The organism is Deinococcus sp. YIM 134068 (assembly GCF_036543075.1).
Lineage (GTDB): Bacteria > Deinococcota > Deinococci > Deinococcales > Deinococcaceae > Deinococcus > Deinococcus lichenicola.
On record NZ_JAZHPF010000005.1, the window covers coordinates 31234 to 56474 of the forward strand.

Here is a 25241-nt window from a genome sequence, read left to right on the forward strand (position 1 = left end):
GGCGGTCAACCTGAGCGGCTGAGCCGGTCGACCTCCTTGAGCAGCGTCGGGATACGGTGCGGACCCGCCATGTCCCGGATATGTGCCTTCGCCTCCTCCAGCGGGAGACCGACGGACGTGACGAAGAGCGGATTGCGGCTCTGCCCCCGGAAGACCTCGCACTCCTCCGGCGTACCGTGGAACCTCGTCTTGGCGACCCCGATGATCGGCACCGCACCTCCCAGCGCGTGCCAGAGGTGCATTCCCAGCCCAGGCCGTCCCTCCGCTCCCAGTGACACATACCCGTCGATCATGATGGTCTGCACCTTGCTCAGCACGGGTTGAATGACCGTCATCAGGGCGGGCAGCTCGCGCAGATAGAACTGACCGGGGACGTACTCCTCCAAATTATCCAAAGTGGCAGAGAGGACTTCGACCGCCTGATCGCTGGTCCAGTCCTCGAACAGAAGGCCCGCCGCCCGCGCTCCCGTTACGGAATAGGACACGTCGACAGCCAGAATCACGCTTCACGCCTCCCGCGTCGCCAGCTCCCGCACCCCGTCCAGCAGCTCCCGCGCGGCCTGCGGATTCGGGGCGTTCGTCAATGCCTCCTCCAGCAGCCCCAGCCCCTCGCGCGCCTGAGCGTCGGCGTAGTGCTGGGCGTACTCCACGCTCCCGCTCTCCAGTAGCCAGCGGTGAATGTCGGCGATGGCGGCGGGGGCCTTGTCTGGGCGGGCGCGGCGCATCTGCCCCAGGAAGGCGGCCCGCTGCTCCTCCGGTGCCCCGGCGAGCCAGTGGAGCACGATCAGCGTCCGCTTGCCCTCCAGCAGGTCGCCGCCGATCTCCTTGCCGTACTTGAGGGGGTCGCCCGCGAGGTTGAGCACGTCGTCCCGAATCTGGAAGGCGGCCCCCAGCGCGAGGCCAGCCGGGGTGAACGCGGCCTGCGGGGGAACGCCCGCCGCAAGCGCCCCCAGCCGCAGCGGCGCGACGACCGTATAGTGGGCGGTCTTGAGGCGCACCATCTCCAGGTAGTCGGCCTCACCCAGGTTCCACTCGCGGTGTTCCACCCAGGAGAGGTCGAGGTGCTGCCCCTCGGCGGTGCGGTGGATGGTCGCCAGGAACTCCTCCAGCGCACCCGGCACGCCCGAGCGCCACACGGCCTCCCACATGTAGACGTGGAGCGCGTCGCCCGCGTTGATCGCCAGCGGGACGCCGTGCAGGCGGTGGAGCGCGGGCCGCCCCCGCCGTTCCTCCGAGTCGTCCTCGATGTCGTCGTGGATCAGGACCCAGTTCTGGAACAGTTCGAGGGCCGCCGCGAGCCACAGCGCCCCCTCCCAGCCCTCCCCGTCCGGCGTGAGGCCGTGCGCTCGCGCGGAGGCGAGGAGCAGTTCGGAGCGGATGCCCTTGCCGCCGCGCGCCGGGTAGTCGCGCAGCATGTCGTCCAACTGCCGCAGTTCGGGGCGCTCACGCCGGGCGGGAAGCAGCGACAGCACGCGGGCGAGCAGGTCGGGACGCATCGGGGGCAGTGTAGCGGGGCGGGGGGCAGGAAGCAGGGGGCGGGACGCTTGACCGGGGAGGACGGGGGGAGGTTCGGGCGGCCCGTCCGCGCGAGGGGGCGACATGACGACTTTGCCGCCGACCTCCCCCGGCAGGCTTTGTCAGAAGCCCGTTTGAATGGCTTTCCTAGACTTTCCCCGACATGATTGAACCTACCCTTGCTCTCTACGGCGACGCGTTCGAGCGCGTGGATCAGCACCTGGAGGAGCTGCTCACTGCAACGGGCGTGCGTTACTGCCTGCTGGTGGACCGCAAGGGCTTCGTGCTCTCGCACAAGGAAGCCCTCTGGGCACCCCGGCCCCCGGCGCTCGACAGCGTGGCGACCCTGGTGGCCTCCAACGCCGCCGCCACCGCCGCGCTGGCGAACATGCTCGGCGAGCGCACCTTCAGCGAGCAGACCCACCAGGGCGAGAACGGCACCCTCTACGTCGAGTCGGTCGGCACCGAGGCCCTGCTCACCCTGATCTTCGACGGCAGCGTGCCGCTCGGGCGCGTGAAGGTCCACACCAAAAAGGTCATCGCGCGGCTCGCCGACATCCTTCAGGAGTTGCAGGACGCCCCGCCCGTCCAGCTCGGCGACGACTTTTCCACCGGGGCCACGGCCCTGCTCGACGACCTGTTCGGCTGAAGGGCCGAGCCTACCCCAGGGGGAATCACACATGAGCACCATCAACTTTGCGGCGCGTGAGATCAACTGCAAGATCGTCTACTACGGCCCCGGCATGTCCGGCAAGACCACCAATCTCAAGCACGTCTTCTCGAAGGTGCCTGCCGGGTTGCGCGGCGAGATGGTCTCCCTCGCCACCGAGGACGAGCGCACCCTCTTCTTCGACTTCCTGCCGCTCGACCTCGGCTCCGTGCAGGGCTTCAAGACCCGCTTCCACCTGTACACGGTGCCCGGTCAGGTCTTCTACAACGCCAGCCGCAAGCTGATCCTGCGCGGCGTGGACGGCATCGTTTTCGTCGCCGACTCTGCGCCCAACCGCCTGCGCGCCAACGCCGAGAGCATGCGGAACCTGCGCGAGAACCTCGCCGAATACGGCATCGACGTGCGCGACGTGCCCATCGTCTTGCAGGTCAACAAGCGCGACATCGAGGGCGCACTCCCCACCGAGATGATTCGCGCCGTCATCGACCCCAAGAAAGAACTGACCTTCTTCGAGGCGACCGCCCACAACGGCGGCGGCGTGTTCGAGACGCTGAAGACGGTGAGCCGTCTGGTGCTGGACCGGCTGTCGAAGAACAAGTAGGGGTCAGTGGGAAGTGGGGTCGCTCAGCTCGTCTCCACCGCCGCGTAGGTCTCCGTGAGGTTCAACGCCTCCAGGTCGGCCTCACGGATCAGGACGTTGAGGTAGCCCGCGTCCCAGAACAGCAGGTCGAGTTCGTCCACGGAGTTGACCCGGAGCAGATTGCGCCACGTCTTCGCCCGCGTCATGTCTACTGTGGCCCGTTTGGTGGAGTCGTACAGCCACGCCGGGTTCACGTCCCGGACGATGTGGGCGTCCTCCGCCGCGTCGTGCCCGATGCCCGTGACGTGGCCGAACAGTTGGCCGACGACCGTGCGCCCCTGCCCGTGCCCCGCGTGGAGCGCCCGCGTCAGGTCCTCGTAGCGGTCCTGCCCCTCCTGCGACAGCTCCCCGGTCAACGCCTCGTACGTGGTCGAGTACCAGCGCGGGAGGTCGGGCACGAGGAGCATTTCGATGCGGTGTGACGGCAACCCGTCGTAGTTCTCGTTGATGGTGAGGGCGTCGGGCCTGGGGCGCGGGGCCACCGTCTCCGCGCCCGTATAGAGCAGGAGGCGGTGTTCCACGTCCGAGGCGGGTTCGTCCAGGCCCAGGAAGAGGAAGAGCATTCCTCGCTGCGGCAGCGGATTCCCCGCAAAGTGCGGCACGTCCCGCAGGTCGAGTTGCAGCAGGAAGACCAGCGCCTCGCCCCCTGCGCTCAGCGGCCACTCCAGCGACGGCGGCAGGTCGGGCAGGCCACCGATGCGGCTCGTGCCCGGCGTGGGCGTGGGGTCCGGCTCGCCGAGGCACAGCAGCACCGCCGAGCGCACGGCCCCCAGGATGGCGTCCTCCTGCTCGGTGAGGCCGTGATGCCGAATCAGGGTTTGCAGCGAGGTCATGTGCATTCAGCATGACATGGCCCCCCGTCCAGCCGACCAAAAGGAAGAGGAGGAAAGCCCACCGGCCCTCCTCCCCCTTTCTCTTGCTGACGGCTGGAAGCTGGCGGCTGGCCGCTCCCCTAGAACTTCCTGAACCGCGTCAGCCGGAAGGGTGTCTCCGGCGTGCCGCCCTGCAACTTGTCGAGCTGGCTCTGCGTCACCACGAGATCGCCGCCGACGGCCACGAGGGTGGCGGGGAAGCGCAGGCCGCGCAGGGGTTCCTCCGCGACGAGCTGGCCGCTGCCGTAGTCGGCGCTCAGCGTCACCTTGCTCACCGCCTGCATGGCGTTGCGCGCCACGTACAGGGTGCGCCCGTCGAGAACGAGGCCGTCCCCGTCCATCAGGCCGCCCATGACCTTCCTGACAGCCTTCGTCCGCAGGTCGATGCGCCACAGGTCGCCCGTGTTGAGCTGGACGGTGAGCAGATAGCGCCCGTCCGGCGTGGCGACGATGCCGTTGAGGTTGATGCCGGGGCCGTACTTGATGGGCGTGTCGTTCAGGTCCAGCCAGCGGGTGAGGTTCAGGTTGCGGTCCACCCGGAAGATCACGGGCCGCGTGGAGTCGGTGACGTACACGTTGCCGTCGGGGGCGGGCGCGAGGTCGTTGATGTAGGGGTTGGGACTCTCGGGCGTCTCCAGCACCTCCAGGGTCACGCCGTCGGGCGTGAGGATGCTGACGGTGCCCTGCGCGCCGCCCGCGATCCACACCCGGCCCTGGGGGTCCACCTTCAGCCCCAGCGCGGACTGACGACCCAGCGCCCCACCCTCGCTGAACTTGCTCACGGCTCCGCTCGCCGCGTTGATGGCGTAGATCGTGCCGTTCACGGCGCTGCCGGTGTAGAGCACGCCCTTGTTCGCGTCATAGGCGACGCCCTCGGGGAAGTCCTGCGCGCCGGGCATCGTGTAGTCGCGGGTGGTCACGTTGCCGCGCGTGATGGGGCCGCACCGCTGGCGTCCGCCCGTCAGGCCCGCCGGGTCGGTCTTGTAGTCGTCGGGCTGGGCGTGGATGATCAGCGTGCGGTTCAGGATGCCCTCCATCCCCGTCAGGCTGATCTTGTCGGAGGTGAAGCTCGCGCGGCCCGTGCCGTCGGCCCCCACGTCCAGCATGGGCAGGTCGCCGCCGTGGCCGTACTTGTTGGCGGCCTGCGGATCGTCGTGGTTGCGGCTCATGCCGGGGTCGAAGTGCCCGCCCGCCCCGCCGAAGGGCACGACCGTGTTCGTCGCGGGGTCCACACCGGGGGTGCAGCGCCCGTACTCGTGGACGTGCATCCCGTGTCTGCCGGGCGTCAGTCCGCGCGCCTCCACGCTGACCTGCACGTTCATCCCGCTCTGCCGGAAGGTCGCCGTGCCGAGCGCCTGCCCCGCCGGGTCACGCAGGGTCGCCGTGGCGGTCAGGGGGGCGCTCGCCGGGGCCATGCTCATCATCTGCGCGCCGCCCGCCGCCACGAGGCCGAGGGTCAGCACGCTCAGGATCGTGACATGCTTCACTGGTTGCCTCCCACGTAGCGCACGCGGTAGATCACACCGCTCTGGTCGTCGGTGAACAGCAGAGAGCCGTCGGTGTAGGTGGCGACGCCCGCCACGCGCCCGAACTGCTTCCACTGCCCGTTCTCCTGGAACACGAAGCCCGTCACGAAGGGGGTGATGGCGGTGGGGCGGTTGTTCGCGTCGAAGTTTACGCGGGCGATCTCGTAGCCGCTCGGGACCGAGCGGTTCCACGACCCCCGGTACGCGACGAAGGCGTCATTGCGGTACTCGGCGGGAAATTGCCCGGCGGTGTAGTAGTTCAGGGCGATGGGCGAGGCGTGCGCCGTGTAGGTGAGCAGGCTGCCCTGGGTCAGGTTGCAGTAGTCGGTCTTGGTAATGCGGCCCGGAATCTGCGAGGAGTTGGTATAGGGGTCGGGCCGACGGTCCGCGTAGCAGAAGGGCCAGCCGTAGTTCTGGCCGCGCTCGATGACGTTCATCTCCTCGGGCGGTTGGTCGTCGCCGTGCCAGTCCATACTCATGTCCATGCCGTACAGCACCCCCGTAACGGGATGCCACCCGAAGCCGATGGTATGGCGCAGGCCACGGGCGTAGACCTCGCGCCACTGCCCGTCGGGGCGGATGCGGAGCATGGTCGCCTCCTCGGGGTTCTGGGTGGGGGAGTCGTTGTTGGTGGAGCCGAAAGTGGCGTAGAGGTAGCCGTCGGGTCCCCACTTCAGGGAGCGCGCGGGGTGCTGCCCGGCGTCGGGGAAGCCGTCCGCGAAGACGCGGGGCACGCTCAGAGTGCCATCGCGCGCCATGTCCATCACCCAGATCGTCTTCTCGCCGACGGCATACAGCTTGCCGTCCTTCACGTCCATGCCGTGAACGAGCTTGAGGTTCTGCGCGACTTGACGGCGCTCGCCCGCGTCGAAGAAGCCGTCGCGGTTGACATCCTTCATGTAGTAGATGTCGTTCTGCTGGCGGCGGGAGAGGTACATCCCGCCGTCGGGCATGACGTGGAGCATCCGCGCGTTGCCGAGGCCGCTCGCCATCACCTTGATCTCGAAGCCCGCCGGGACCCTCAGCCGCTTGAGCTTGTCGGGCGTGAACTCCAGCGCGATGGGTTCGAGTCGGGTCACGGTCGCCGTGGCGGCTGGCTCGGGGGCGGGCACCGGGCGTGGGGTGGGCACGGTCGTCTGCCGGGGACCGGGGCCGGTCGGGGACGCCGACCCCTGCGCGAGGGCCGGGGACGTCACGGCGAGGGCCGCCGTCAGGGCGGCGAGCATAGTCTTTCTCATGGATGTTGCCTCCAAGCTCAACATTTCACCCCGACCCAGTAGGGGATTTCAACCAGGCACACCTTCTGAGACGACGTTCAGTATGGCCTTAAGGTGGTCGGGGGTCCGCTCTCGACGTTCGGCCCAGGCCCCTCGCCCCCGACGCGGGGAACGAGGCGGGCAGGAGGAGTGTTTGTCCTGTCTGGGAGCGGAAGAACTGGAGGGCGTCTGGTACGGTGGGCAGAGTTCTCCCAGTCTTGCTCGTCATGCGTCCTGTGGGGACGGGGTGCTGTCCGGTTGCGGAGGTTCACCCCTCCCGGCCCTCCGACCCAGCCACCAGCGGAGGGCCGCCGCGAGAGCGACGGCGGCGGAGAGCAGCCCCAGCCCCCACGCCATGCGCCGGGCCGAGCCGCTGAGCCACACGACGAGGACCGTGACGGGCAGCGCCCCGGCGGCGGTGGCGAGCATGAAGGGCCGGAAGCCCATCCGCGCCGCCCCCGCCACGAGGTTCATCACGTCGGCGGACAGGATCGGCATCAGCCGCACGAGCACGACGCCCTGCACCCCGTTGCGCTCGGCGAAGGCGTGGGCGATATTTCTCGCCCGCTCGCCCGCCAGCGTCCGCACGAGGGTGTCGCCCACCGCGCGCCCCAGCCCATACCCGGCGGCGGCCCCCAGCAGCGTGCCCGCGTACACGATGAAAAAGCCCTCTACGGGGCCGTAGGCGCGGGCGGTCACGGCGGTCATCACGAGCGCGGGCAGCACGGGCACCACCGCCTGAAGCACGAAGCCGCCAATCAGCGCCAGCGGCCCCGCCCACCCCAGCCCGTCCACGAAAGCCTGGGTCACGGCGGGGTCGCTCGACGTAAGGGCCGCGTACCCCCGCCCCAGGAAGGCCCGCGCGTTCGGCGTCAGCGCCAGGGCGACGAGCAGCACGAGGACCATCCCCGGCACCAGCCAGCGCACGAGGCGGGATGGAGGGCGCGGGGTGGGGGTCACGGGCGCAGTCTAGGGAACCGGCGGTGAGAAGGGCATCGTGGGAAAGTTGATCTGGGAGGGGCGGGAAGGGCGGGAGTTGGGCGGGGGGGTGGCTGAATCGCCCCTCTGCTCCGCAGCTTTGCAAGTCACCCCGGTTCTCTGCTTCGCGGCTCTCCGAGTCACCCATGAGGGGAAAGAAAACAGTTCAAGCTCTCGCTCTTCCCGCCCCTCCCCCTTGAACGCCTGATGTGAGTTGCGAACTGGGCAAAAGGAGTGTTTTCGTCGCCCAGTAGGAGGACGAGCGGTGCTCGTCACCCCCCTCCCCGACCCTCCCCCGCAAGGGGAGAGGAAGCAAAAGACACGACCCGTACGCTTATTTCCTAATTCACGTCAAGCGTCACAAAGGAGAGGGGGAAAAACGCTACGGCCCTCGCTCTTTTAGCCCCTCCCCCTTGAGGGGGGAGGTTGGGACTTGCAAAGCTCCGCAGGAGAGGGGGTGAACGGGCCTGGCCTCCCAAAAAACACGCCCCTCAACTCCCCCATTCCACCAGCAGACAGACTCTCAAGGCCGAAGAGGCCAACAAAAGCATCGTCCGCGACGCTCCTCTTCACGTCTTCCCCACAGCGGATGCTCTACACTCCGCGCCGTGAGCAGGGGAAGGTGGTTCGGGATAGCGGTGCTGGCGCTGCTGGCGGCGGCCACGGCGGGCGCGCGGCCCGTGGCGATTGGCGGCGTGGTGCAGGGCGCGGCGGTGAGTACGCGCGTCCTGGCGGGCGGCGAGACGCTGGCGGTGTGGACGCTGCCCCGGCTGGGCGTGGCGGTGCGGAACGACGCCCGCGACCTGCGGCTCCTGTACGGCGAACGCGAGTTGCGCTTCTCGCCTGAGCGCGGCTGGCGGGCGGTGGGCTTCACGCTGCCGCTGGACGTGCGGCTGGGGGTGCCGCAACTGGCCGGGGGAAGCCTGTACGTGCCCCTGACGGCGGTGCGCGCGCTCGGCGTGCGGGTGATCGCCGACGCGCCCGACGTGCTGGACTTCGCCGCGCCCCCGGCGGTGCCCGTCGCCACGCTGCCGCCGTCGCCGGACGCGCCGCAGCCGCAAGTGATCCAGCCGACTCAACCCCAGGCGGCCCAGCCCCTACCGACGGCCCCCACCGCCTCGGTTCCGGCGACCCCGGCCCGGCCCGCCGCGACCCCCACTCCGCCCGAGCCGGTGGAGCCGAGGCCGCCCGTGAACCCCGTCCCACCCGTGCCCGTGACGCCCCCCGCGTCCGTGCCGTCCACCCCTGTCATCCCGCCGACCACCCCACCGACGCCGCCGCCGCCCGTAGTCTCCCCTCCCCCGGTCCCTACGCCCACGCCACCACCCGCGCCCCTCGCCTCCGTCGCCAATCTGGACACGGTGCGAATCAGCCGGACACTCCACCGCACGGTCGAGGTGCAGCGGGTGGTGCTCGAACTCAGCGGCGAGGCCCCGCACCAGATCACGCGCGAGAACGGCGGCCTGAGCGTGCTGCTGCCGGGCGTCACGTCGAGCGGGTCGTCGCAACGGCTGGAGAGCGGCGACACCCTCAGCGTCGAGCCGGGCGTGGTGGGCGTCTCGCCGCGCCGGGCGCAGACCACCGTGCGGCTGCGGACGGGCGGCGGCAGAAGCGAGGTCTTCACGCTGGAGGACCCCCCCCGCGTGGTCATCGACACGACGACGTACACCGACACGCGGGTGCCGCCGCCCATCGACCCGGAGGGGTTGCCGGGGGGGGTGACGTACCGGGCGCGGGGCATCCTCCACCTGCTGAGCTTCGACCCGGCCCGCTTCCAGCCGCGCGTAGTGACGGCCCCGGCGGGTGCGGCGCGCGACGTGGCGAGTCTCGTGAAGGGGGTGGGCGGCGTGGCGGGCGTGAACGGCGGGTACTTCGACCCGGCGAGCAGTCTGCCCGTGGACCTCGTGGCGGTGGGCGGCCTCATGACGGCTCCCAGCCTGGAGCGGCGGGCGACGGTGGGCTTCACCGCGCAGGGGGGCACCTTCTTCGGCTACCCGCGCCCGCGCTACGTGCTGAGCGGCGCGTTCGGGTCGGTCACGGTGAACAGCGTCGGGGCGAAGGTGCGGCCCGAGCTGCTGACGGCCTTCGTGGGGGACGGGCGCACGTCGGTCGGTGCGGCTGGGCTGACCTCCCTCTACCTCACGCCGGGGACGCCCACCGTCACCCGCGTCGTCGCGGGGCGCAACGTGCCGCCCGCCGGGGCGCTCGCCCTCACCTTCGACCCGGCGCGCTTTCCCCAGCTTCCGCGCGGGGTGGGCGAGGCGCTGACCACCACCCTGAACTGGCAGGCGACGGACGCCCCGTGGCCGACGGCGCAGGACGCCCTGAGCGCCGGGCCGCTCCTCGTGCGGGGGGGGCAGGTGGTCCTCAACGCGGCGCGCGAGCAGTTCGACACGCGGGCGGGCGTGTGGCGGCCCACCCGGCAGGTCGCCTTCGGGGTGATGGCGGGGCAGCCCACCATCGCCTACCTGGAGCACGGGTCGCCGGAAGCCTTCGCCTCCGCCCTCGCCGGGGCCGGGGTCCGCGACGCCGTGCGGCTGGACAGCGGCAGCAGCGCGACCGCCTTCCTCACGGGTGGCTACGGGGACCTCGGCGGCTACCTCAACACGGTCTGGAGCCGCCCGGTGCCCAACGCCATCGTCTTCGTGCCGAAGGCGAATACCGCGCGGCGTTGAGGCCCCGTCACCTCCAGGTCACGCCCCGGTCACTCGCGCCGGGCTAGCCTGATGGCAGAGCTGGTGATACCTCTTCCCATCGGGAAGGGAAGCTCTACCAGCGAGGAGGGCGGGAGACATGCGCGAGAAGTTCGTGGTGCTGCGGGAGACGAGCGTGCCGGACGCGACGCGGGACGTATTCGGGGGACTGGACCGTTCCCCCTGGGAGGGGCGTGGGCCATTGGCCGGGGGATTCCGGGACCTCTCCTTCCCCTCCCGTCCCAGCCTCCCGCGCGTGACGGTGGAGACGCTGGACCGCCGCGACCTGCCCGCCCTGACGAGTGAGCCGGGCGTGCGGGCCGTCGCGCCCTCCATCCCACTGCGGCTGATCGAGCCGGTGAGCCGGGAGGCGGCCCCGAGCGCCACCGGGCCGACGTGGGGCGTGCGGGCGGTCGGGGCGGACACCAGCCCCTTCACGGGGCAGGGGGCGGTGGTCGCCGTGCTGGATACGGGCATCGACGCCACGCACCCGGCCTTCGCGGGTGTGGACCTCGTGCAGCGCGACTTCACGGGCGAGGGCGACGGCGACTCCAACGGCCACGGCACCCACTGCGCGGGCACGGTCTTCGGGCGAGACGTGGAGGGCCAGCGCATCGGCGTGGCGCGCGGCGTGACGCGGGCGCTGATCGGCAAGGTGCTGGGCCAGCAGGGGGGCAGCTCCGAGGGCATCGCCAGCGCGATGATCTGGGCGGTGGAGAACGGCGCGCACGTCATCAGCATGTCGCTGGGCATCGACTTCCCCGGCCTCGTGCGGCGGCTCACCGATGGGGGCTACCCGACCGAACTCGCCACCTCCCTCGCGCTGGAGGGCTACCGCGCCAACGTGCGGATGTTCGAGGCGCTGGCCGTCACCGCACAATATTTCGGCGGGGCACCCCGGCCCGTCCTCCTCGTCGCCGCCGCCGGGAACGAGAGCCGCCGCGCTGAGAACCCCGACTGGGAGATCAGCGTCGCGCCGCCCGCCGTCAGCACGGGCTTCCTGAGCGTCGCCGCCCTCGGGGAGCCGCCTGCGGGCGGGAGCGGGCTGCGGGTCGCCCCCTTCTCCAACACGAACGCGAACGTCGCCGCGCCGGGCGTGAACGTCACCTCGGCGCAGGCGGGCGGCGGGCTGGTCGCCTACAGCGGCACGAGCATGGCGACGCCGCATGTGGCCGGGGTCGCGGCCCTGTGGGTGGAGAAGCTGACGAAAGAAGGCCAGCTCAGCCTCCTCACCCTCAGCGTGCGGGTGCCCGGCTCGGCCAGCCGCACGGCCCTCACGCAAGGCACCGACCCCGCCGACGTGGGCCTGGGGCTGGTACGGGCACCGGAGGGGTAGCCCATTAAAGCCAACCTCCTATCAACGATATTGTTCCGGGAAATACTCCAAATAGATGTTGCGGGAGTATTCCCAATCCCTAGAAATAGAAACTTAATCTCTGGACTCACGGTAGTATACCGCAACAGAAGTATAGTCAACGTTAGGTATTATGAAGGGGAGGGGTGAGATGTATTCCTCAACCACGTCACGGTATTTAGATAGGCCAGAATCAGTGATGTAAAGAGACGGCGGCTCCTTATAGTTCAAATGAGTTAGTAGGTCTTCGTAGCTCCTCGGCACCTCAAGCGAGATACCGTCCTCGTGTGTTTGTAAGGGAATGACAACAAGCATCCGCAGGGGTAGACGTTCGGTCTCAAGGAATTTGGACGACACGTTGAACATTGAAACACATTCTTCAACGCACGTCCTACTGTTTGGCATGTTCTCGGCAAAATGTCTACTTATGTGTGCAAAACCACTTACTTTATTCAAGTTCTCGCTAATCCAAAGAGTTACTTCTTCCGATTCAAACACTTCGCCATCACCTCTAACCCCTCAACCGCTCCATCAACCGCACGAACGCCTCCGCCGTCACCCGCGCGTCGCCGAGGGAGCGGTGGCGTCCGCCGCGCGTGAAGCCGAGGTCGAGGCGCTGGGCGAGCACGTCGAGGTTGTGGGTGCGCTCGCGCGGGAAGACCTGGCGGGAGAGCCGCATGGTGCAGTGTTCGGCAGTCGGGGACCACACGAGGCCGTGACGGCGGGCAGCGGCGCGCATGAAGCCGCCGTCGAAGCCGATGTTGTGGGCGACCACGGGCGAGTCGCCGACGAAGGCGAGGAAGTCGGGCAGCACGTCGGCGAGGTGGGGGGCGGCGCGCACCATCTCGTTGCTGATGCCGTGGACCTGCTGGACCCGCCACGGGATCGGCAGGACTTCGCCCGTCGCCGTCAGCGGGCGCACGAGCGTCTGGAAGTGCTCGCCCTCCTCTACCCGCCCGTCGCGCACGCGCAGGGCACCGATCTCCACGATGGCGTCCCGCTCCGGTGACAGGCCGGTGGTCTCAAGGTCGAAGACGACGACGTTCACGGGAAGCAGGGTAGCGTGTGGAAAGGGGTTAGGCGTCAGGAATCAGGGGTTGGGGAGGATCAGCTCGCTCCCGCCCGGCGCACTCGCTTCCCGTTCGTCTTTCCCTGACTCCTCGCTCCTTGCCCCCAGCCCCTTCATCGGCAGCCCCTTCATCAGCGCCTCCACCGCCTCCTCCTTGCCCTTCGCCTCCACCTCGATCCACGGCACGTCGAGGTAGGCGCTGGGGAAGTCGGTGATGAGGTGGCTGTGGCGGCGGTCCTGCGGTCCCTCGATGCCGTTGGAGAGGTGGACGACCTGCCACTCGGGCGGGTGCCACGTGGCGCGGGCCGCGAGGACCCACTGGCGCACGCTGGGGTCCTCCTGGTCCGCCAACTTCTCGTGGACGACGTGGTGGTGGGCGTCGAACACGAGGGGCGTGCCGGTCGCCTCGCACACCGGCAGGAGGTCGGCGGCCCCGTAGGCGTGCTCGTCGTTCTCGAAGCCGAGGCGCAGCCGCACCGTGTCGGGCAGGTCGGGAACGAGGGCGGCGAGTTCGGCCCCGCGCCCCCCCTTGCCGCCGTGCAGGAGGAGAAGGTTCCACGTGCTTTGCGGAAAGCCGAAGCGGTCGAGCGTGTCGGCGTGCGCGGCGAGCGTGCGGGCGCTGGAGGCGCGGACCTCCGGGCGGTCGGAGTTGAGGACGATGAACTGCTCGGGATGCATCAGCACGCGGATTCCGGCGTCCACGAAGGCCCGGCCCGCCTCCGCCATCTGCGGCGCGAGGTGGTCGAGGACCGCGCGCCCGGTGTCGTCGTCCACGAGGTCGAACATCGGGAAGAGGCTGGAACTCAGGCGGTAGAGCCGGATACCACGCGACGCGCAGAAGTCGGCGGCCCGCCGCACGCGCGAGATGTTGTCGGTGTACAGGTCGAGAAGCTTGGCCTCGCGCTCCGAGGGCGTGAGCTTGAGGTAATTCGTCAGCGTGACCGTGCGGAAGCGCACCTCCGGCCCGACCGTCATGCACACCAGCCCGTAGGCGGGGATGGAGGCGGGAAGGGTCACGACGCCCCCCGCTTCGCCGCCGCCCGGCAGCGGTCGGAGCAGTATTTGACGTTCTCCCAGTCGCGCTCCCACTTCCTGCGCCACGTGAAGGGCAGGCCGCAGGCGGCGCATATCTTGCTGAGGCGTTCCGAGGGCTTGCGGCCCCCGCCGAAGGCTTTGCGAGGCTCAGGCATGGGCCACTCCCAGCGTGGCGAGGTGCGAGGGCGGCAGGACCATGCCCGCATCGTGGCTGACGCTGGCCGCCACGTGCTCACGCAACAGCGGTTCGGGCACGTTCAGGAACAGGAAGCGCACCCCCGGCACCCGCAGCGCGTCCCGGTAGGGCCGCTTCAGGCCGGAGCAGGCGAGTACCACGTCGGGCCGCGCCTCCAGTTCCGAGCGCAGCCGCGCGAGCCACGGTGCCCGGTCCGCGTCCGTCAGGGCCTGCCCCCCGCCCATCCTCCGCCGCGCCTCCGGGGTGTGGAAGTCGTCCCCGTCGAGAAACGGCCAGCCCGCACGGGCCGCCACCTCCCGGCCCACGGTGCTCTTGCCGCTCGCCTCCACCCCCATCACGACCAACCGCATGGGGGACAGTCTGCCGCACGGGACGAGGCGGGAACGTGGGGGAAGGTGAAGCGGCGTTCAGCCGTCAGCTCTCAGCCGTCAGCCCCAGGTGTATCTCTCCCTCATCGCGCACCACCCCTCCCCCCGAAACTGCCGAACCCGCGACCGGACCCGGCTGTTATGCTGCACGCATGAGTCTGGACCGACACCAACTCGTCTTGACGTGGGCGCTGGTCATCATGGCCGTCGGGGCCGCCATCGGCATCGGCACGACCGCCGCCCTGCTCGCCCGCAAGGACCGCCCGCTGCCGGACGACCCGGAGGCACCGCTGTTTATCTAGCGGTCAGCTTTCAGCCCTCAGCGGTCAGCAGAACCTCTGTTGCTGAGAGCTGAGAGCTGACGGCTGACGGCTCCCTCAGAACGGCCACACCCGTGGAATCACCAGCATCGCCACCACGAAGGTGACGACGGTCAGGCCGAGGCCGACGCGCACGAAGTCCAGAAAGCGGTAGCGGCCCGGACCGTAGACGAGCATGCAGGAGGGTTCGAGCGGCGTGATGAAGGAGTTGCTCGCGGCCACGGTGATGCCGATGATGAAGGGGCGGGGGTCGTGGCCGAGGGCGTTCGCCGTGCCGATGGCGAGGGGCAGCATGACGAGGGCGGCGGCCTGGTTGCTCATGGGCTGAGTGAGGGCGACCGTGACGACGAAGAGGGCGGCGAGCAGCCCGAGGGGGCCGAGGGGTTCGAGGAGGCCGGAGAGCGCCCCCGTCAGCACGCGGGCGGCCCCGGTGTCCTCGAAGGCGGTGCCGAAGGCGAGCATGCACGCCACGAGGACGATGACGGGCCACTCGACCGCGCGGTACGCCTCCTCGGGCGTGACGAGGCGCAGCGCGAAGGCGAGGGCCACTGCCACGACGACGGCGACGCTGAGGGGCACCACCCCCAGCCCGCCGCCGAGCACCGCCCCGCCGAACAGCAGCAGGGCGAGGGGGGCGCGGCGTAGGTCCCGTTGCGCCTCGGTGAGGTCGCCGAGGACCGTGAGATGGTCGCCCAGCGCCCCGACCCGCTCCGTCGGCCCCTGGATGAGCAGCACATCCCCGACCCCCACGCGCAGGTTGGCGAGGCGTTCGGTGGTCCGGGCGCGGCGGTGCAGCGCGAGGACGGACAGGCCGTAGCGTTCGCGGAAGCGCGACTCGCGCAGGGTGCGCCCGGTGAGGGGGCTGCCCGGCATCACCACCGCCTCGACGAGCCGCACGGGGAGCGCGCCCTCCACCTGAAGTTTCTGCTCGCTCTTGCTGAAGACGCCGAGCGTCCCCTTGCCCGTCAGGATGCGCTCGGTCGGCCCCTCCACGGCGAGGGTGTCGCCCTCCTCCACCCGGAAGTCCGGGCCGGGGGCGTAGTGGGTCTGGTCGCCCCGGCGCACGGCGACGACCGTCAGGCCGTGGTCGCGGCCCAGGCCCGTCTCGCGCAGGGTCTGCCCGGCGAGGGGGCTGCCGGGGGCCACCGTCAGGTCGGCGAGGTAGGCGCGCAGGGACTCCTCCAGCGCGGCGTCCTGCGCGGGCAGCAGCCGGGGCGCGACGAAGAAGAGGTACAGCAGGCCGATGACGGCGACGGGCACCCCCACCCACGCCAGCTCGAAGAAGCCCAGCGGCCTCTGGCCCGTGGCGGGGAGCGCGCCCGACACCACGAGGTTGGTGCTCGTGCCGATCACGGTGATCGTGCCGCCGAGGATGCTCGCGTAGGCCAGCGGCATCAGCACCCGACTGGGGGCGATGCCCGCCCGCCGCGCCAGGCCCGTCACGACGGGCAGGAAGACGGCGGTCGTGGCGGTGTTGCTCGTGAAGGCGCTCACCCCCGCCACGGCACCCAGCATTCCCCGGATCATGCCGCCCGCGTTCCGGGCGCGCCGGGCGAGCGTGGCCCCCACCCACTCGATCACGCCCGCCCGCAGCAGCACGCGCGTCAGGGTGAACAGGCCCGCGAGCGTGATTACCGTGTCGCTGCCGAAGCCCGCGAACGCCTCACGCGGCGTCAGCAACCCGAGCACGAGGAGCGCACCGAGCAGCAGCAGGGCCGTCACGTCCACGGGCAGCCATTCTGTGGCGAACAGCACGAGCGCCACGGCGAACAGGATCAGCAGGATGGTCACGGGGTCCATAGGTCTCCGCACGGGGGAAGGGGAAGTGGGGCAGAGGAGCACGTCGCGCGCCCGGAGGCGGCGGGGCCAGCCGGGCGCGGTGATCGGAGGGAGAGGAGAAGTCTGATCGCTCCCGTCAGGACTATCCCTGCGGGACGGAGGGCTTGCGTGTGAAGGCTCTGCCCGTTTCTTGAGGCAGGCTCACCCCACCGCCAGCCGCGTCAGCGCGCCCCGCAGCACCGCCACGGCGCGGTCGTACTCGCGCAGGTCCAGATGCTCGTGCGGCGTGTGGTCCAGCGTGCTGTCCCCCGGCCCGTAGGCGACGGTGGGGACGGGCCACCCCTCCGCGACCACGTTCATGTCGCTCGTCCCGGTCTTGACCTTGAAGACGGGGGTGCCGCCGTGCGCCCGGATGGCGACGCGCAGGGCGCGGGTGAGGGCATTGTCCCTGGGGTGGCGGACGGCGTGTTCGTGGCCGGTGAACGTGACCTCCACGCCCGCCGGGTCGGGCAGCCTCTCCAACGCGGCCCGGACGGCATGTTCGGCCTCGGCAGGAGACACGCGGGGCGGCAGCCGCAGCCCGAAGGTTCCTTCCGCTACCTGGGCGAGGCCGTCCGTGCGGGCGGAGAGGTCCTGAATGGTGGCCTGTACCGCGTCGAAGATACCCTCCCCTCCCGCGCCCCTGGCCCACTCGCGGACGCGGAACCACCCCTCGGTGAGGTCGTCGGCGGCGCTCGTGCCCTCGCCCGCCGTGTGGAAGTTGTCCTTCTGCACCCGCACGCGGGCGACGAGCCGGCCCTTGTACCCCAGCGTCAGGCCCGCCCAGCCGCTCGGCTCGCCGATGAGGACGAGATCGGGACGGTACTGCTTCAGCGCGTGGCGGGCACCCCGGCTGCTCGGGGCCTCCTCCTCGGTCGCGCCGACGCATACGAAGCGCGCCCCGGCGAGCGCCTCGTCCGGCAGGGCCGCCACCGCCGCGACGAAGGCGCAGAAGCTCCCCTTCGCGTCCACGCTGCCGCGTCCATGCAGCACTTCGCCCTCCACCCGCACGGAAATGTCCCCCGGCACCGTATCGATATGCCCCAGCAGCAGGACGGTGAGGGGACCGTGCCCCCGCTCGCCCACGGCGTTGCCCGCCTCGTCCAGGTGGGCCGCGAAGCCGTGGGCGGCCATCCAGCCCGTGAGGAAGCGCGCGACCTCCGCCTCCTGCCCGGAGAGCGAGGGAATCCCCACCGCCCCCACGACGAGGGCGCGGGCGTCGGCGGTGGGGTCAGGCGTCCGGGTCAACGCCCGCCTCGTCCGTTCCGGCAGGGGTGCCCACCCCGACCGCCACGGCCCGCGCGAGGGCCACGACGAGGGCCGTCACCTCCGCGAAGGCGAGCAGAGCCAGCGCGCCGATCCCCCCGACGATCAGGGTCCACAGCCCCGTCAGTCCCGCCCCGTTCGTGAACTGGAGGGCCGCCAGCCCCAGCCCCGCGACGCCGAGGACCGCCGCCAGCACGCGCAGCCGCCCGACCCACCCCAGCACGCCCTCCGCCCGCGTGTCCAGCCCGGCGAGGCCGCCGCGCGCCAGCATCTGCCGGGTGCGGTTCACGGCGGGTGTGAGCGGGGGTGGAGGAGAGGGAACGTCTACGGGAACGGGTGCGGGTGTGGGTGTGGGACGGGCGGTGACGGGAGTCGGCGTCACGGGCGCAGCCTGGGGCGGGGCGGACTTGGACGGGATGGACCTGGACGGCGTGGGCCTGGGAGGAGCAGAGGGGGCGGGTTCGGGAGCAGGAGCGGCGGGCGTGGATGCCTGGGTCACGGTCCCCACACTGGAGGCCGGGCCGATCACCCGCACGGTCTCCCCGCCGAGGTCGCCCGGTGTGGAGGGCTTCCACTGGGTCGTCGTGGGGCGGTCGCGTCCGGCCCGTTTCTCCGGCTCCTTCGCCTCCGGGCCTTTCTGGACGGCCTTCTCCGGCACTCTGTTCGGCATGTTGTCCGGCGCTTTCTCCGGCCCCTTCTCCGCACGGGGAGACTCACTTCCGGTCCCAGCGGGAACAGGTGTGGATGTGATTGGCGGAACGGACGGCTCCCTTTTCAGCGGCGCGCCGGTGGGCGAGGAACTGCCGAAGGTCTTCTGACCGCCCACGCCCGGCAGGGGGGAGGACGGGAGGTGCTTGGCGCGGGCGGTGGCGTCGCGCACCCCGGCGAAAAAGGCCTGCACGCGGGCGGGGTCGTAGCCGACGAGGCTGGCGGTCAGGGCGGTCCCGGCGGGTGTCTCCACGCGGAGCATGCCCTCCTGGTCGCTGTGGATGCGGTTCAGGTCGCGCAGGGTGACGCGGCGGGTGCCGCCCTCGTCTTGATAGATCAGCGTGTCCTCCAGCAGCGCGAAGAACGCGCCCTCGCGCTCCAGCGACGCGACGGGGGGCGCGCCGATGCCCAGTGCCTTCAGGGCCGACGGTACGCGGTCAGTCATGGCTCAGCTCTCCTCACCTTGCCCGGAAGCATAGCGGGTGAGGGGGCGGGTCGGCCCCATTCCTCTCTCCTCCCGGCGGCTGGACGCTGGCGACGGGCGACCCCATGTGCCCCGATCCCGGCATGAAGACCCCCACACGCCCCGCTCACGCGGCCCCGCCCGGCCCGCCCCCAAACTGAGCCATGACCGACAATGAAAACCGCTACGGCGACGCCCCCCTGGGACGCAGTGCCGAGGAGGTCGAGGGGGACGCGGGCAACCAGGTGAACTCCCCCATGCCCGGCGAGCAGGTCCGCGACGACCAGATGCTCGGCGGGGTACCCATGCCGCCCGTCCTGAGCGGTCCGGCGGGCACCGCCATGATTCCCGGCGTCACGGACGCGGGCCGGACTATGGACACGAGCGGCGGGGCGGACGACGGCACCGCCCGAGAGAACCGCGACAGCAGCGAGGGAAGCGCCTGACTCCAGGGAGGACCTCGTAACCCGTCCCCCACCCCCTCGTCCCGGCCCGAAAGGCGGACTGACCATGACCGACAGCGACAACCGTTACGGTGACACCCCGCTCGGCAAGAGCGTCGAGGAGGTCGAGCAGGAGGGGGGCAACCTGGAAAGTCCCCCGGCGGCGGACGGCGAACTCTGGAACAACGATCAGGTGGCCCTGCCCGCCATCGCCAACGCCAACGCGAGCGCCGTTCCCGCCGTGATCAACCCTTCCCTCAACCCGGAGAACGAGGGGACGGGCACCCGTGAGGGCGAGGAGAGCACCGGCTGAGAGGAAGGGATTCAGGCCACCTCGCGCGGGCGGTACGTGACGGCCTCCGCGAGGTGCGCTTCCGTGATGTCGGCGCTCCCCGCGAGATCGGCCACCGTGCGCGCCACACGTAATACCCGGTCGTAGCCGCGCCCCGTCAGATTGAGCTGCCGGGCGGCGGCGCGAATGAAGGCGTCCGGGCCGGGCCGCAGGGGAGTGTGGTGGCGCAAGGCCTGCCCGCCGAGGTCGCTGTTGCGTCCCCCCTGCCGGGCGAGCATGGTCTCGCGGGCACGGGCGACGCGCTCCCGGACGGAGGACGTGTTTTCCCCCTCTGGAACGCGAGAAAGCTCATCCACACTGAGGCGTGGGACCTTGACGACTAGATCGATGCGGTCCAGCAGCGGTCCGCTCAAACGTGCGGCGTAGCGGGTCCGCTCCGTGGGCGTACAGGTACAGGCCTTCTCGGGGTCGCCATGATGCCCGCAGGGGCACGGATTCATGGCGGCGATGAGCTGGAAGCGGGCCGGGTAACTCACCGTGGCGCGGGCGCGGCTGATCGTCACGTGACCGTCCTCCAGCGGTTGCCGCAGGGTTTCGAGCGCCTTGCGGGAGAACTCTGGAAATTCGTCGAGGAAAAGGACGCCTCTATGGGCCAGCGAGACCTCACCGGGTTTGGGAACACTGCCCCCACCGATCAGGCCAGCGTCGGAGACGGTGTGGTGCGGACTGCGGTACGGTGCCTGTCCGACAAGTCCCCCCCGCGCGGCGAGCAGTCCGGCGGCGGAGTGAATGCGCGTCACCTCCAGCGCCTCAGCGCGCGTCAGGGGCGGGGTCAGGCCGGGGGCGCGGCGGGCGAGCATCGTCTTGCCGCTGCCCGGCGAGCCGACGAGGAGGAGGTTGTGCCCGCCCGCGACCGCGATCTCCAGCGCCCGCTTCGCCGCCGTCTGCCCCTTGAGGTCGGCGAGGTCGAGGAGGGTGTCCTCCCCCGCCTCCGGCTCGGGCGGCGGCATCTCGGCGAGTGGGGCCTGCCCGGTCAGGTGCCGCACGGCATCTTGCAGGGTGGCCGCGCCGTACACGCACACGCCGTCGATGAGGGCGGCCTCGGCGGCGTTTCCGCGCGGGAGCAGGGCGGGCAGATGTTCCTGGGCTGCCAGCAGCGCGAGGTTCACGGCCCCGGCGATGGGCCGCAGCGACCCGTCGAGCGCGAGTTCCCCCGCCGTCACCACGCCCGCGAGCGCGGAGGCGGACAACAGTTCCTGAGCCGCCAGCAGCCCGAGCGCGATAGGCAGGTCGTACAGCGGCCCCTCCTTGCGAAGGTCGGCGGGCGCGAGGTTCACGGTGATGCGCGCCGCCGGAAAGGGCAGCCCCGCATTGCGGACGGCGGCCCTGACACGCTCTCGCGCCTCACTCACCGCCTGATCGGGAAGTCCGACCACGGTGAAGGCGGGCAGGCCGGGGCTGACATCGACCTCCACCTCCACGGGTACGGCGTCCACCCCGATCAACGCGACGCTCCGCGCACGGGCGAGCATCAGCGGCCTTGCGGGAGTCGGCCCGCTCTCTCTTCCACAGTCACGGCGGCAGTCTAGCGAGAACTCAGGCAGGCCCGACACGCAAATCTTCGCCTGGAGCCGCATTTCTTTACCCCCTGATGGGGGTGGTCAAGAACGAACCGCCCCCGGTCGGCAGGGGCGGCAGTAGGAGTAGGGAAGGAAGGGTCAGGCGCGCGGCGTGTCGTCGGCGGGCTGGACCGTCTGCGGCGTCACGGCCTGTGGGGTCACCGCCTGGGGAGTCACGGGCGGCGCGGCGCGGGCGACGATGGTCTGCGTCGGGGGCGTCTCGCGGAAGCTGCCTTCCAGCTCCTCCTTGAGGCCCTGGGTGCCGCGACGGAACTCGCGGATGCCCGCGCCGAGGCTCTTGCCGAGTTCCGGCAGCTTGCGCGGCCCGAAGACGAGCAGGGCGATGAGCAGGATGACGAGGAGTTCACCGGGGCCGATATTGGGCATGATTGTTACCTCCGTAGCGGGGACGGAGCTTGGGGCGGCGTCCTGGCAAGAGTTTACGCCCGGCGTCTGCGACAAACGTCAGGGCCGTTCCTTAACGGGAGAGGGGAACGGTGCGGGCCGCTCCAGCCGCCAGCACGACAGTCGAAGACCGCCTCACCTCCCCTCGCCCTCCCCCACCCCATCCCGGTAGGCGCGCAGGGTCCCGTTCATGAAGGCGACGTACAGCGTGCCCCCGGCGGCGAGGGGGGTCGCCTGCACTCCCTCACGTTCGCGGCGCTGCCAGCGCACGGCCCCGCTGCGGGCGTCGAGCGCGACGAGTTCGCCGTCCTCGGAGGCGAGGAAGACGAGGCCCGCGCTCACGACCGGGGAGGCGGTGACGCGGCCCTCCAGCGTATGCGCCCATACGTCCTCCCCATCCGCGAGCCGCAGGGCGCGCACCGTGCCGCCCCAACCCGCGACGAGGGCGAGACCCGCCGTGACTGCCGGGGCAGCCCAGATTTCGTCCTCCAGGTCGTAGGTCCACAGGGTCGGCTCGGGGGCGGCGAGGCGGGCGCGGCCCGAGGCGGTCGTCAGGCTCAGGGCGTGGACCTCACCCGGCCAGGTGGGGACGAGCAGGGTCGCCTCCCCGGCCTGCCCCGGCGCGAGGGCGGGCGTGGCGTGGACGGTGCCGACCTCCACCTTCCACAGGGGCGTCCCGCTGCGGGCGTCGAGCGCGTGCAGCCAGCCGTCCTCGTCGCACAGGAGGGCGGCCCCCGCCCACACGACGGGCGAGGCGGCCACGGGTCCCGCCGCCCGGTACGCCCAGGCGAGTTCGCCACTCCCCGCGTGCAGGGCGTGGAGATGCCCGTCGCGGCTGGTGGCGAGCACCCGGTCTCCCCAGAGGGTCGGTGCCCCCGTGAACTCCGCCCGCGCCTGATGGCACCAGCCCTCGGCCCCGTCGCCCACGCGCACGCGGCGCAGGGTGCCGTCCCACGCCCCGTACAGGATGTGCCCGTCCGCGAAGGTCGCCGGGGCCGTCACCTCGTCGCGTGCCGCGTAGGTCGCGTAGGGCCGCCCGGAGGCGTGGGTCAGCACGAGCTGCCCGCCCCGCGTCCCCACCGCCACGAGGTCGTCCTCGCCCACCACGGCGGCGGGCCACGTCACCTCGCCGGGGAGGGGAACGCTCCAGACCTCGCGGAGATGTTCCACGCGGGCCGGGCCGTCGGGATGCTCGCCCGTGCGGGCGCGGCCCCCCCGGTACTGGCCCCGCGCGTGCCGGGTCCACACGTCCCGCCGCGCGAGCGCCCACAGGTGCGTGGCCGCCTCGCCGCTCTCCGGGCGGTCCTCCGGCTTCTTGGCGAGCAGGGCCAGCAGCACCCGCGCCACCGCGTCGGGAATGGCAGGGTTGAGGTCGCGGGGGTCAGGCGGGGCTTCGTAGACGTGTTGGTAGAGGACGCTCTGGTCGCTGTCCCCCACGAAGGGCGGGCTGCCGCAGGCCACCCGGAACAGCACCGCGCCGAGGCCGTACAGGTCGCTGCGCGGCCCCACGCCCACCCCACGCGCCTGCTCAGGGGCCATGTAGGCGGGCGTGCCCAGCGTCACCCCGCTTCGGGTGAGGTGCCGGGTGTGGTCGGAAAGGGCCACCAGCCCGAAGTCCATGATGCGCGGCAGCCGGGCGTCGTCGAGGAGGATGTTGCCCGGCGTCAGGTCGCGGTGGATGATGCCGTGTCCGTGGATGTGCGCCAGCGCCCGCGAGGCGAAGGCGGCGGCGGTCAGGAAGTGCGCGAGCGGCCCCGGCGCGTCCTCCAGCGGCCCCAGCGCCGTGATCGGCCCGCCCGCGAGGAGCGGCATCGTGAAGAAGACCCGCTCCGCTCCGCTCGCCTCCCGCGTCTCGCCGAGGTCGAGCACGGGCACCACGCCGGGGTGGGTCAGCCGCGCGAGCGTCCGCACCTCGCGCAGGAAGCGGGCGCGTTCGGCGTCGTTCGTGTGCGGGTGCAGCACCTTGACGGCCACCTCGCGGTCGAGGTGCGTGTCGAGCGCGCGGTACACCTTCGCGCTGCCGCCCTCGCCCAGCAGGGCGCGCAACACGTAACGCTCGGTGACGGTAGCGCCGATCTCCATCGGGGGTGAGTCTACCGCCGCGCTGAGGGGTGGGTCGGTGAAGGAGTTGGGGTGGGTGTGCCTTTGCCGGAGTTGGGCAAGCTTCGCTCGCTTCCCCACACCCGGCCTCCCCACAAGGGGGGAGGAGCTAGAACAGCTCAGGCCTCAGCTCTTTTTCTCCCTCTCCCCCGTGGGAGAGGGCCGGGGTGAGGGGACGACGTGACGACTTAACCCTCTACCGCAGCACCGGCACGCCCTTCTCCTCCGCTTCCAGCGCGGGTTCGGGCACCGGGGGCGGCGTGACGGTCAGGCCCGCCTCGTCACGTGCCCACGTCATGAAGGCGCTCAGGCCGCGCCGGAACATCACCGGGCGTTTCTCGCGTTTGCCGAGCTTGCGGCGGCCTTCGGGGACGGGAAGCTCGGGGACGAGCGCCCAATTCACGTTCATGGGCTGGAAGTTCACCGGGTTCGCGGAGGCGAGGTAGCGCACGAGGCCGCCCAGCATGGACTCGGCGGGCGGGGTGAGGGGAGAGAGACCGAGGGCGAGCCGCGCGGCATTCAGGCCCGCCAGCCATCCGGTCGCCGCCGACTCCAGATACCCCTCGGTGCCCGCCAGCACGCCCGCGACGAACTTCTGCCCGTCCGCGCGGAGTTGCAGGGTGGAGTCGAGGACCTGCGGCGCGTTGAGGTACGTGTTGCGGTGCATCACGCCGTAGCGGACGATCTCGGCGTTCTCCAGCCCCGGAATGAGTTGCACGACCGCCTTCTGATCGCCCCACTTCAGGCCCGTCTGGAAGCCGACGAGGGACCACAGCCGCCCCTCGCGGTCCTCCCGCCGCAGTTGGGCGACGGCGTAGGGCCAGCGCCCGGTGCGGGGATTGTCCAGCCCCTTCGGCGACATCGGGCCGAAGCGGGGGGTGTCCACACCACGGCGGGCGATCTCCTCGATGGGCATGCAGCCCTCGAAGAACTCCAGCTTCTCCCAGTCGTGCGGCGTGTGGGAGCGGGCCTGCTCCAGCGCCGCGAAGAAGGCGAGGTACTCCTCCTTCGTGAAGGGGCAGTTGAGGTAATCCGCGCTCTGGTCGTAGCGCCCGGCCCGCCACGCCACGTCCAGATTGATGCTCTCGGCGGCGATGACGGGCGCGGCGGCGTCGTAGAAGCTCAGGCGCTCGCTTCCGGTCAGGCGGGCGAGGTCCTGCGCCAACGCGTCGGAGGTCAGCGGCCCGGACGCGATGACGGCGATGCCCTCCGGCACGGCCTCCACCTCGCCCTCGACGACCTCGATGAGCGGGTGGTCGCGGACGGCGCGGGTCACGCGGGCGCTGAACTCGTCGCGCTCCACGGCGAGTGCATTTCCGGCAGGCAGGCGGGAGGCATCCGCTGAGGTGATGATCTCGCCGCCCACGCTGCGAAGTTCGGCCTGAAGCAGCCCCTTCGACTGCATCTCGCCCTCGCCGCCGAGGGAGTTCGAGCAGACGAGTTCGGCGAAGTTCCCCGAACGGTGGGCGGGCGTCATCTTGCGTGGCCGCATCTCGTGCAGGCGCACCCGCACCCCTGTTCGGGCCGCCGCGAGCGCCGCTTGCGATCCCGCCAGCCCCGCGCCGACGACCGTGATTTCCGGGAGAGTCATAACGGTTCAGTGTAGAGGACGGGGGCGGGTGGATTGTGGAGCGT

25 protein-coding genes are annotated in these 25241 nt (G+C 70.9%); 7 read left to right on the forward strand and 18 right to left on the reverse strand.

Annotated elements, in window-relative coordinates:
• Positions 1-5: 5 nt before the first annotated feature.
• Positions 6-503: an endonuclease V gene (locus tag V3W47_RS07075; protein WP_331824493.1), complete on the reverse strand. Its 498-nt coding sequence runs from the start codon at positions 501-503 to the stop codon at positions 6-8.
• Positions 504-506: 3 nt separating this feature from the next.
• Positions 507-1496 (reverse strand): polyprenyl synthetase family protein, encoded by a 990-nt coding sequence (locus V3W47_RS07080; RefSeq protein WP_331824494.1) that lies wholly within the window; start codon positions 1494-1496, stop codon positions 507-509.
• A gap of 182 nt (positions 1497-1678) precedes the next feature.
• Between V3W47_RS07080 and mglB the strand changes: the two genes are divergently transcribed.
• Complete coding sequence (mglB, locus tag V3W47_RS07085) at positions 1679-2164, forward strand: GTPase-activating protein MglB (protein ID WP_331824495.1); 486 nt, start codon at positions 1679-1681, stop codon at positions 2162-2164.
• A 31-nt stretch (positions 2165-2195) separates the two neighbouring features.
• A complete protein-coding gene (gene mglA / locus V3W47_RS07090) occupies positions 2196-2786 on the forward strand; it encodes a GTPase MglA (RefSeq protein ID WP_331824496.1) in 591 nt (196 codons plus the stop codon).
• A gap of 23 nt (positions 2787-2809) precedes the next feature.
• Here mglA and V3W47_RS07095 read toward each other — a convergent pair whose 3' ends face one another.
• The 4 genes from V3W47_RS07095 to V3W47_RS07110 all read right to left on the reverse strand — a co-directional run bounded on the left by V3W47_RS07095 (position 2810) and on the right by V3W47_RS07110 (position 7439).
• Complete coding sequence (locus tag V3W47_RS07095; RefSeq protein ID WP_331824497.1) at positions 2810-3658, reverse strand: DUF1963 domain-containing protein; 849 nt, start codon at positions 3656-3658, stop codon at positions 2810-2812.
• 119 nt (positions 3659-3777) lie between these two features.
• On the reverse strand, positions 3778-5121 hold the full coding sequence (locus tag V3W47_RS07100; protein ID WP_442877210.1) for a superoxide dismutase family protein: 1344 nt from the start codon (positions 5119-5121) through the stop codon (positions 3778-3780).
• Between the two features lie 59 nt (positions 5122-5180).
• Positions 5181-6461 carry a PQQ-dependent sugar dehydrogenase gene (locus tag V3W47_RS07105; RefSeq protein WP_331824499.1) on the reverse strand — a complete coding sequence of 427 codons (1281 nt, stop codon included), beginning with the start codon at positions 6459-6461 and terminating at the stop codon, positions 5181-5183.
• A 243-nt stretch (positions 6462-6704) separates the two neighbouring features.
• Positions 6705-7439 carry a TVP38/TMEM64 family protein gene (locus V3W47_RS07110; protein WP_331824500.1) on the reverse strand — a complete coding sequence of 245 codons (735 nt, stop codon included), beginning with the start codon at positions 7437-7439 and terminating at the stop codon, positions 6705-6707.
• Between the two features lie 626 nt (positions 7440-8065).
• Here V3W47_RS07110 and V3W47_RS07115 point away from each other — a divergent pair.
• Complete coding sequence (locus V3W47_RS07115; protein ID WP_331824501.1) at positions 8066-10132, forward strand: phosphodiester glycosidase family protein; 2067 nt, start codon at positions 8066-8068, stop codon at positions 10130-10132.
• A gap of 118 nt (positions 10133-10250) precedes the next feature.
• Positions 10251-11486 (forward strand): S8 family peptidase, encoded by a 1236-nt coding sequence (locus V3W47_RS07120; protein WP_331824502.1) that lies wholly within the window; start codon positions 10251-10253, stop codon positions 11484-11486.
• 93 nt (positions 11487-11579) lie between these two features.
• On the opposite strand, the gene V3W47_RS07125 is transcribed toward V3W47_RS07120, so the two are convergent.
• The 5 genes from V3W47_RS07125 to V3W47_RS07145 are packed head-to-tail and all read right to left on the reverse strand — an operon-like array spanning position 11580 to position 14154.
• Positions 11580-12002 (reverse strand): hypothetical protein, encoded by a 423-nt coding sequence (locus V3W47_RS07125; RefSeq protein WP_331824503.1) that lies wholly within the window; start codon positions 12000-12002, stop codon positions 11580-11582.
• Between the two features lie 13 nt (positions 12003-12015).
• Positions 12016-12552 carry a 3'-5' exonuclease gene (locus tag V3W47_RS07130; RefSeq protein WP_331824504.1) on the reverse strand — a complete coding sequence of 179 codons (537 nt, stop codon included), beginning with the start codon at positions 12550-12552 and terminating at the stop codon, positions 12016-12018.
• A gap of 42 nt (positions 12553-12594) precedes the next feature.
• A complete protein-coding gene (uvsE, locus tag V3W47_RS07135) occupies positions 12595-13590 on the reverse strand; it encodes a UV DNA damage repair endonuclease UvsE (protein WP_331824505.1) in 996 nt (331 codons plus the stop codon).
• Positions 13587-13763, reverse strand: a complete 177-nt coding sequence (locus V3W47_RS07140) for a DUF2256 domain-containing protein (RefSeq protein WP_331824506.1) — start codon at positions 13761-13763, stop codon at positions 13587-13589. The genes uvsE and V3W47_RS07140 overlap by 4 nt, the downstream gene beginning before the upstream one ends.
• On the reverse strand, positions 13756-14154 hold the full coding sequence (locus V3W47_RS07145) for a gluconokinase (RefSeq protein ID WP_331824507.1): 399 nt from the start codon (positions 14152-14154) through the stop codon (positions 13756-13758). The genes V3W47_RS07140 and V3W47_RS07145 overlap by 8 nt, the downstream gene beginning before the upstream one ends.
• Positions 14155-14324: 170 nt before the next feature.
• Between V3W47_RS07145 and V3W47_RS07150 the strand changes: the two genes are divergently transcribed.
• Positions 14325-14474, forward strand: coding sequence for a hypothetical protein (locus V3W47_RS07150; protein ID WP_331824508.1), 150 nt, complete (start codon positions 14325-14327; stop codon positions 14472-14474).
• 75 nt (positions 14475-14549) lie between these two features.
• Here V3W47_RS07150 and V3W47_RS07155 read toward each other — a convergent pair whose 3' ends face one another.
• From V3W47_RS07155 to V3W47_RS07165, 3 genes are all read right to left on the reverse strand, one after another.
• Complete coding sequence (locus V3W47_RS07155; RefSeq protein ID WP_331824509.1) at positions 14550-16292, reverse strand: SLC13 family permease; 1743 nt, start codon at positions 16290-16292, stop codon at positions 14550-14552.
• A 180-nt stretch (positions 16293-16472) separates the two neighbouring features.
• Positions 16473-17558, reverse strand: coding sequence for a [LysW]-lysine hydrolase (locus V3W47_RS07160; RefSeq protein WP_331824510.1), 1086 nt, complete (start codon positions 17556-17558; stop codon positions 16473-16475).
• Positions 17542-18729: a hypothetical protein gene (locus V3W47_RS07165; RefSeq protein ID WP_331824511.1), complete on the reverse strand. Its 1188-nt coding sequence runs from the start codon at positions 18727-18729 to the stop codon at positions 17542-17544. The genes V3W47_RS07160 and V3W47_RS07165 overlap by 17 nt, the downstream gene beginning before the upstream one ends.
• A gap of 182 nt (positions 18730-18911) precedes the next feature.
• On the opposite strand from V3W47_RS07165, the gene V3W47_RS07170 reads away from it, so the two are divergent.
• Together V3W47_RS07170 and V3W47_RS07175 are read left to right on the forward strand one after the other, a co-directional pair.
• A complete protein-coding gene (locus tag V3W47_RS07170) occupies positions 18912-19193 on the forward strand; it encodes a hypothetical protein (protein ID WP_331824512.1) in 282 nt (93 codons plus the stop codon).
• Positions 19194-19257: 64 nt separating this feature from the next.
• Entirely contained in the window at positions 19258-19503 is a 246-nt protein-coding gene (locus tag V3W47_RS07175; protein WP_331824513.1) for a hypothetical protein, read from the forward strand.
• 11 nt (positions 19504-19514) lie between these two features.
• Here V3W47_RS07175 and V3W47_RS07180 read toward each other — a convergent pair whose 3' ends face one another.
• From V3W47_RS07180 to trmFO, 4 genes are all read right to left on the reverse strand, one after another.
• Positions 19515-21014: a YifB family Mg chelatase-like AAA ATPase gene (locus V3W47_RS07180; protein WP_331824514.1), complete on the reverse strand. Its 1500-nt coding sequence runs from the start codon at positions 21012-21014 to the stop codon at positions 19515-19517.
• A 186-nt stretch (positions 21015-21200) separates the two neighbouring features.
• Complete coding sequence (tatA, locus tag V3W47_RS07185) at positions 21201-21488, reverse strand: twin-arginine translocase TatA/TatE family subunit (RefSeq protein ID WP_331824515.1); 288 nt, start codon at positions 21486-21488, stop codon at positions 21201-21203.
• Positions 21489-21641: 153 nt separating this feature from the next.
• Complete coding sequence (locus V3W47_RS07190) at positions 21642-23588, reverse strand: protein kinase domain-containing protein (protein WP_331824516.1); 1947 nt, start codon at positions 23586-23588, stop codon at positions 21642-21644.
• A gap of 214 nt (positions 23589-23802) precedes the next feature.
• A complete protein-coding gene (gene trmFO / locus V3W47_RS07195; protein WP_331824517.1) occupies positions 23803-25197 on the reverse strand; it encodes a methylenetetrahydrofolate--tRNA-(uracil(54)-C(5))-methyltransferase (FADH(2)-oxidizing) TrmFO in 1395 nt (464 codons plus the stop codon).
• Positions 25198-25241: the final 44 nt, after the last annotated feature.

Excerpts from the sequence above, each read along its gene's own strand:
- V3W47_RS07080 (WP_331824494.1), bottom strand. The coding sequence starts at position 1,496 with ATGCGTCCCGACCTGCTCGCCCGCGTGCTGTCGCTGCTTCCCGCCCGG.
- mglB (WP_331824495.1), top strand. The coding sequence starts at position 1,679 with ATGATTGAACCTACCCTTGCTCTCTACGGCGACGCGTTCGAGCGCGTG.
- mglA (WP_331824496.1), top strand. The coding sequence starts at position 2,196 with ATGAGCACCATCAACTTTGCGGCGCGTGAGATCAACTGCAAGATCGTC.
- V3W47_RS07095 (WP_331824497.1), bottom strand. The coding sequence starts at position 3,658 with ATGACCTCGCTGCAAACCCTGATTCGGCATCACGGCCTCACCGAGCAG.
- V3W47_RS07100 (WP_442877210.1), bottom strand. The coding sequence starts at position 5,121 with ATGATGAGCATGGCCCCGGCGAGCGCCCCCCTGACCGCCACGGCGACC.
- V3W47_RS07105 (WP_331824499.1), bottom strand. The coding sequence starts at position 6,461 with ATGAGAAAGACTATGCTCGCCGCCCTGACGGCGGCCCTCGCCGTGACG.
- V3W47_RS07120 (WP_331824502.1), top strand. The coding sequence starts at position 10,251 with ATGCGCGAGAAGTTCGTGGTGCTGCGGGAGACGAGCGTGCCGGACGCG.
- V3W47_RS07140 (WP_331824506.1), bottom strand. The coding sequence starts at position 13,763 with ATGCCTGAGCCTCGCAAAGCCTTCGGCGGGGGCCGCAAGCCCTCGGAA.
- V3W47_RS07145 (WP_331824507.1), bottom strand. The coding sequence starts at position 14,154 with ATGCGGTTGGTCGTGATGGGGGTGGAGGCGAGCGGCAAGAGCACCGTG.
- V3W47_RS07150 (WP_331824508.1), top strand. The coding sequence starts at position 14,325 with ATGAGTCTGGACCGACACCAACTCGTCTTGACGTGGGCGCTGGTCATC.
- V3W47_RS07155 (WP_331824509.1), bottom strand. The coding sequence starts at position 16,292 with ATGGACCCCGTGACCATCCTGCTGATCCTGTTCGCCGTGGCGCTCGTG.
- V3W47_RS07165 (WP_331824511.1), bottom strand. The coding sequence starts at position 18,729 with ATGACTGACCGCGTACCGTCGGCCCTGAAGGCACTGGGCATCGGCGCG.
- V3W47_RS07170 (WP_331824512.1), top strand. The coding sequence starts at position 18,912 with ATGACCGACAATGAAAACCGCTACGGCGACGCCCCCCTGGGACGCAGT.
- V3W47_RS07175 (WP_331824513.1), top strand. The coding sequence starts at position 19,258 with ATGACCGACAGCGACAACCGTTACGGTGACACCCCGCTCGGCAAGAGC.
- V3W47_RS07180 (WP_331824514.1), bottom strand. The coding sequence starts at position 21,014 with ATGCTCGCCCGTGCGCGGAGCGTCGCGTTGATCGGGGTGGACGCCGTA.
- tatA (WP_331824515.1), bottom strand. The coding sequence starts at position 21,488 with ATGCCCAATATCGGCCCCGGTGAACTCCTCGTCATCCTGCTCATCGCC.
- V3W47_RS07190 (WP_331824516.1), bottom strand. The coding sequence starts at position 23,588 with ATGGAGATCGGCGCTACCGTCACCGAGCGTTACGTGTTGCGCGCCCTG.
- trmFO (WP_331824517.1), bottom strand. The coding sequence starts at position 25,197 with ATGACTCTCCCGGAAATCACGGTCGTCGGCGCGGGGCTGGCGGGATCG.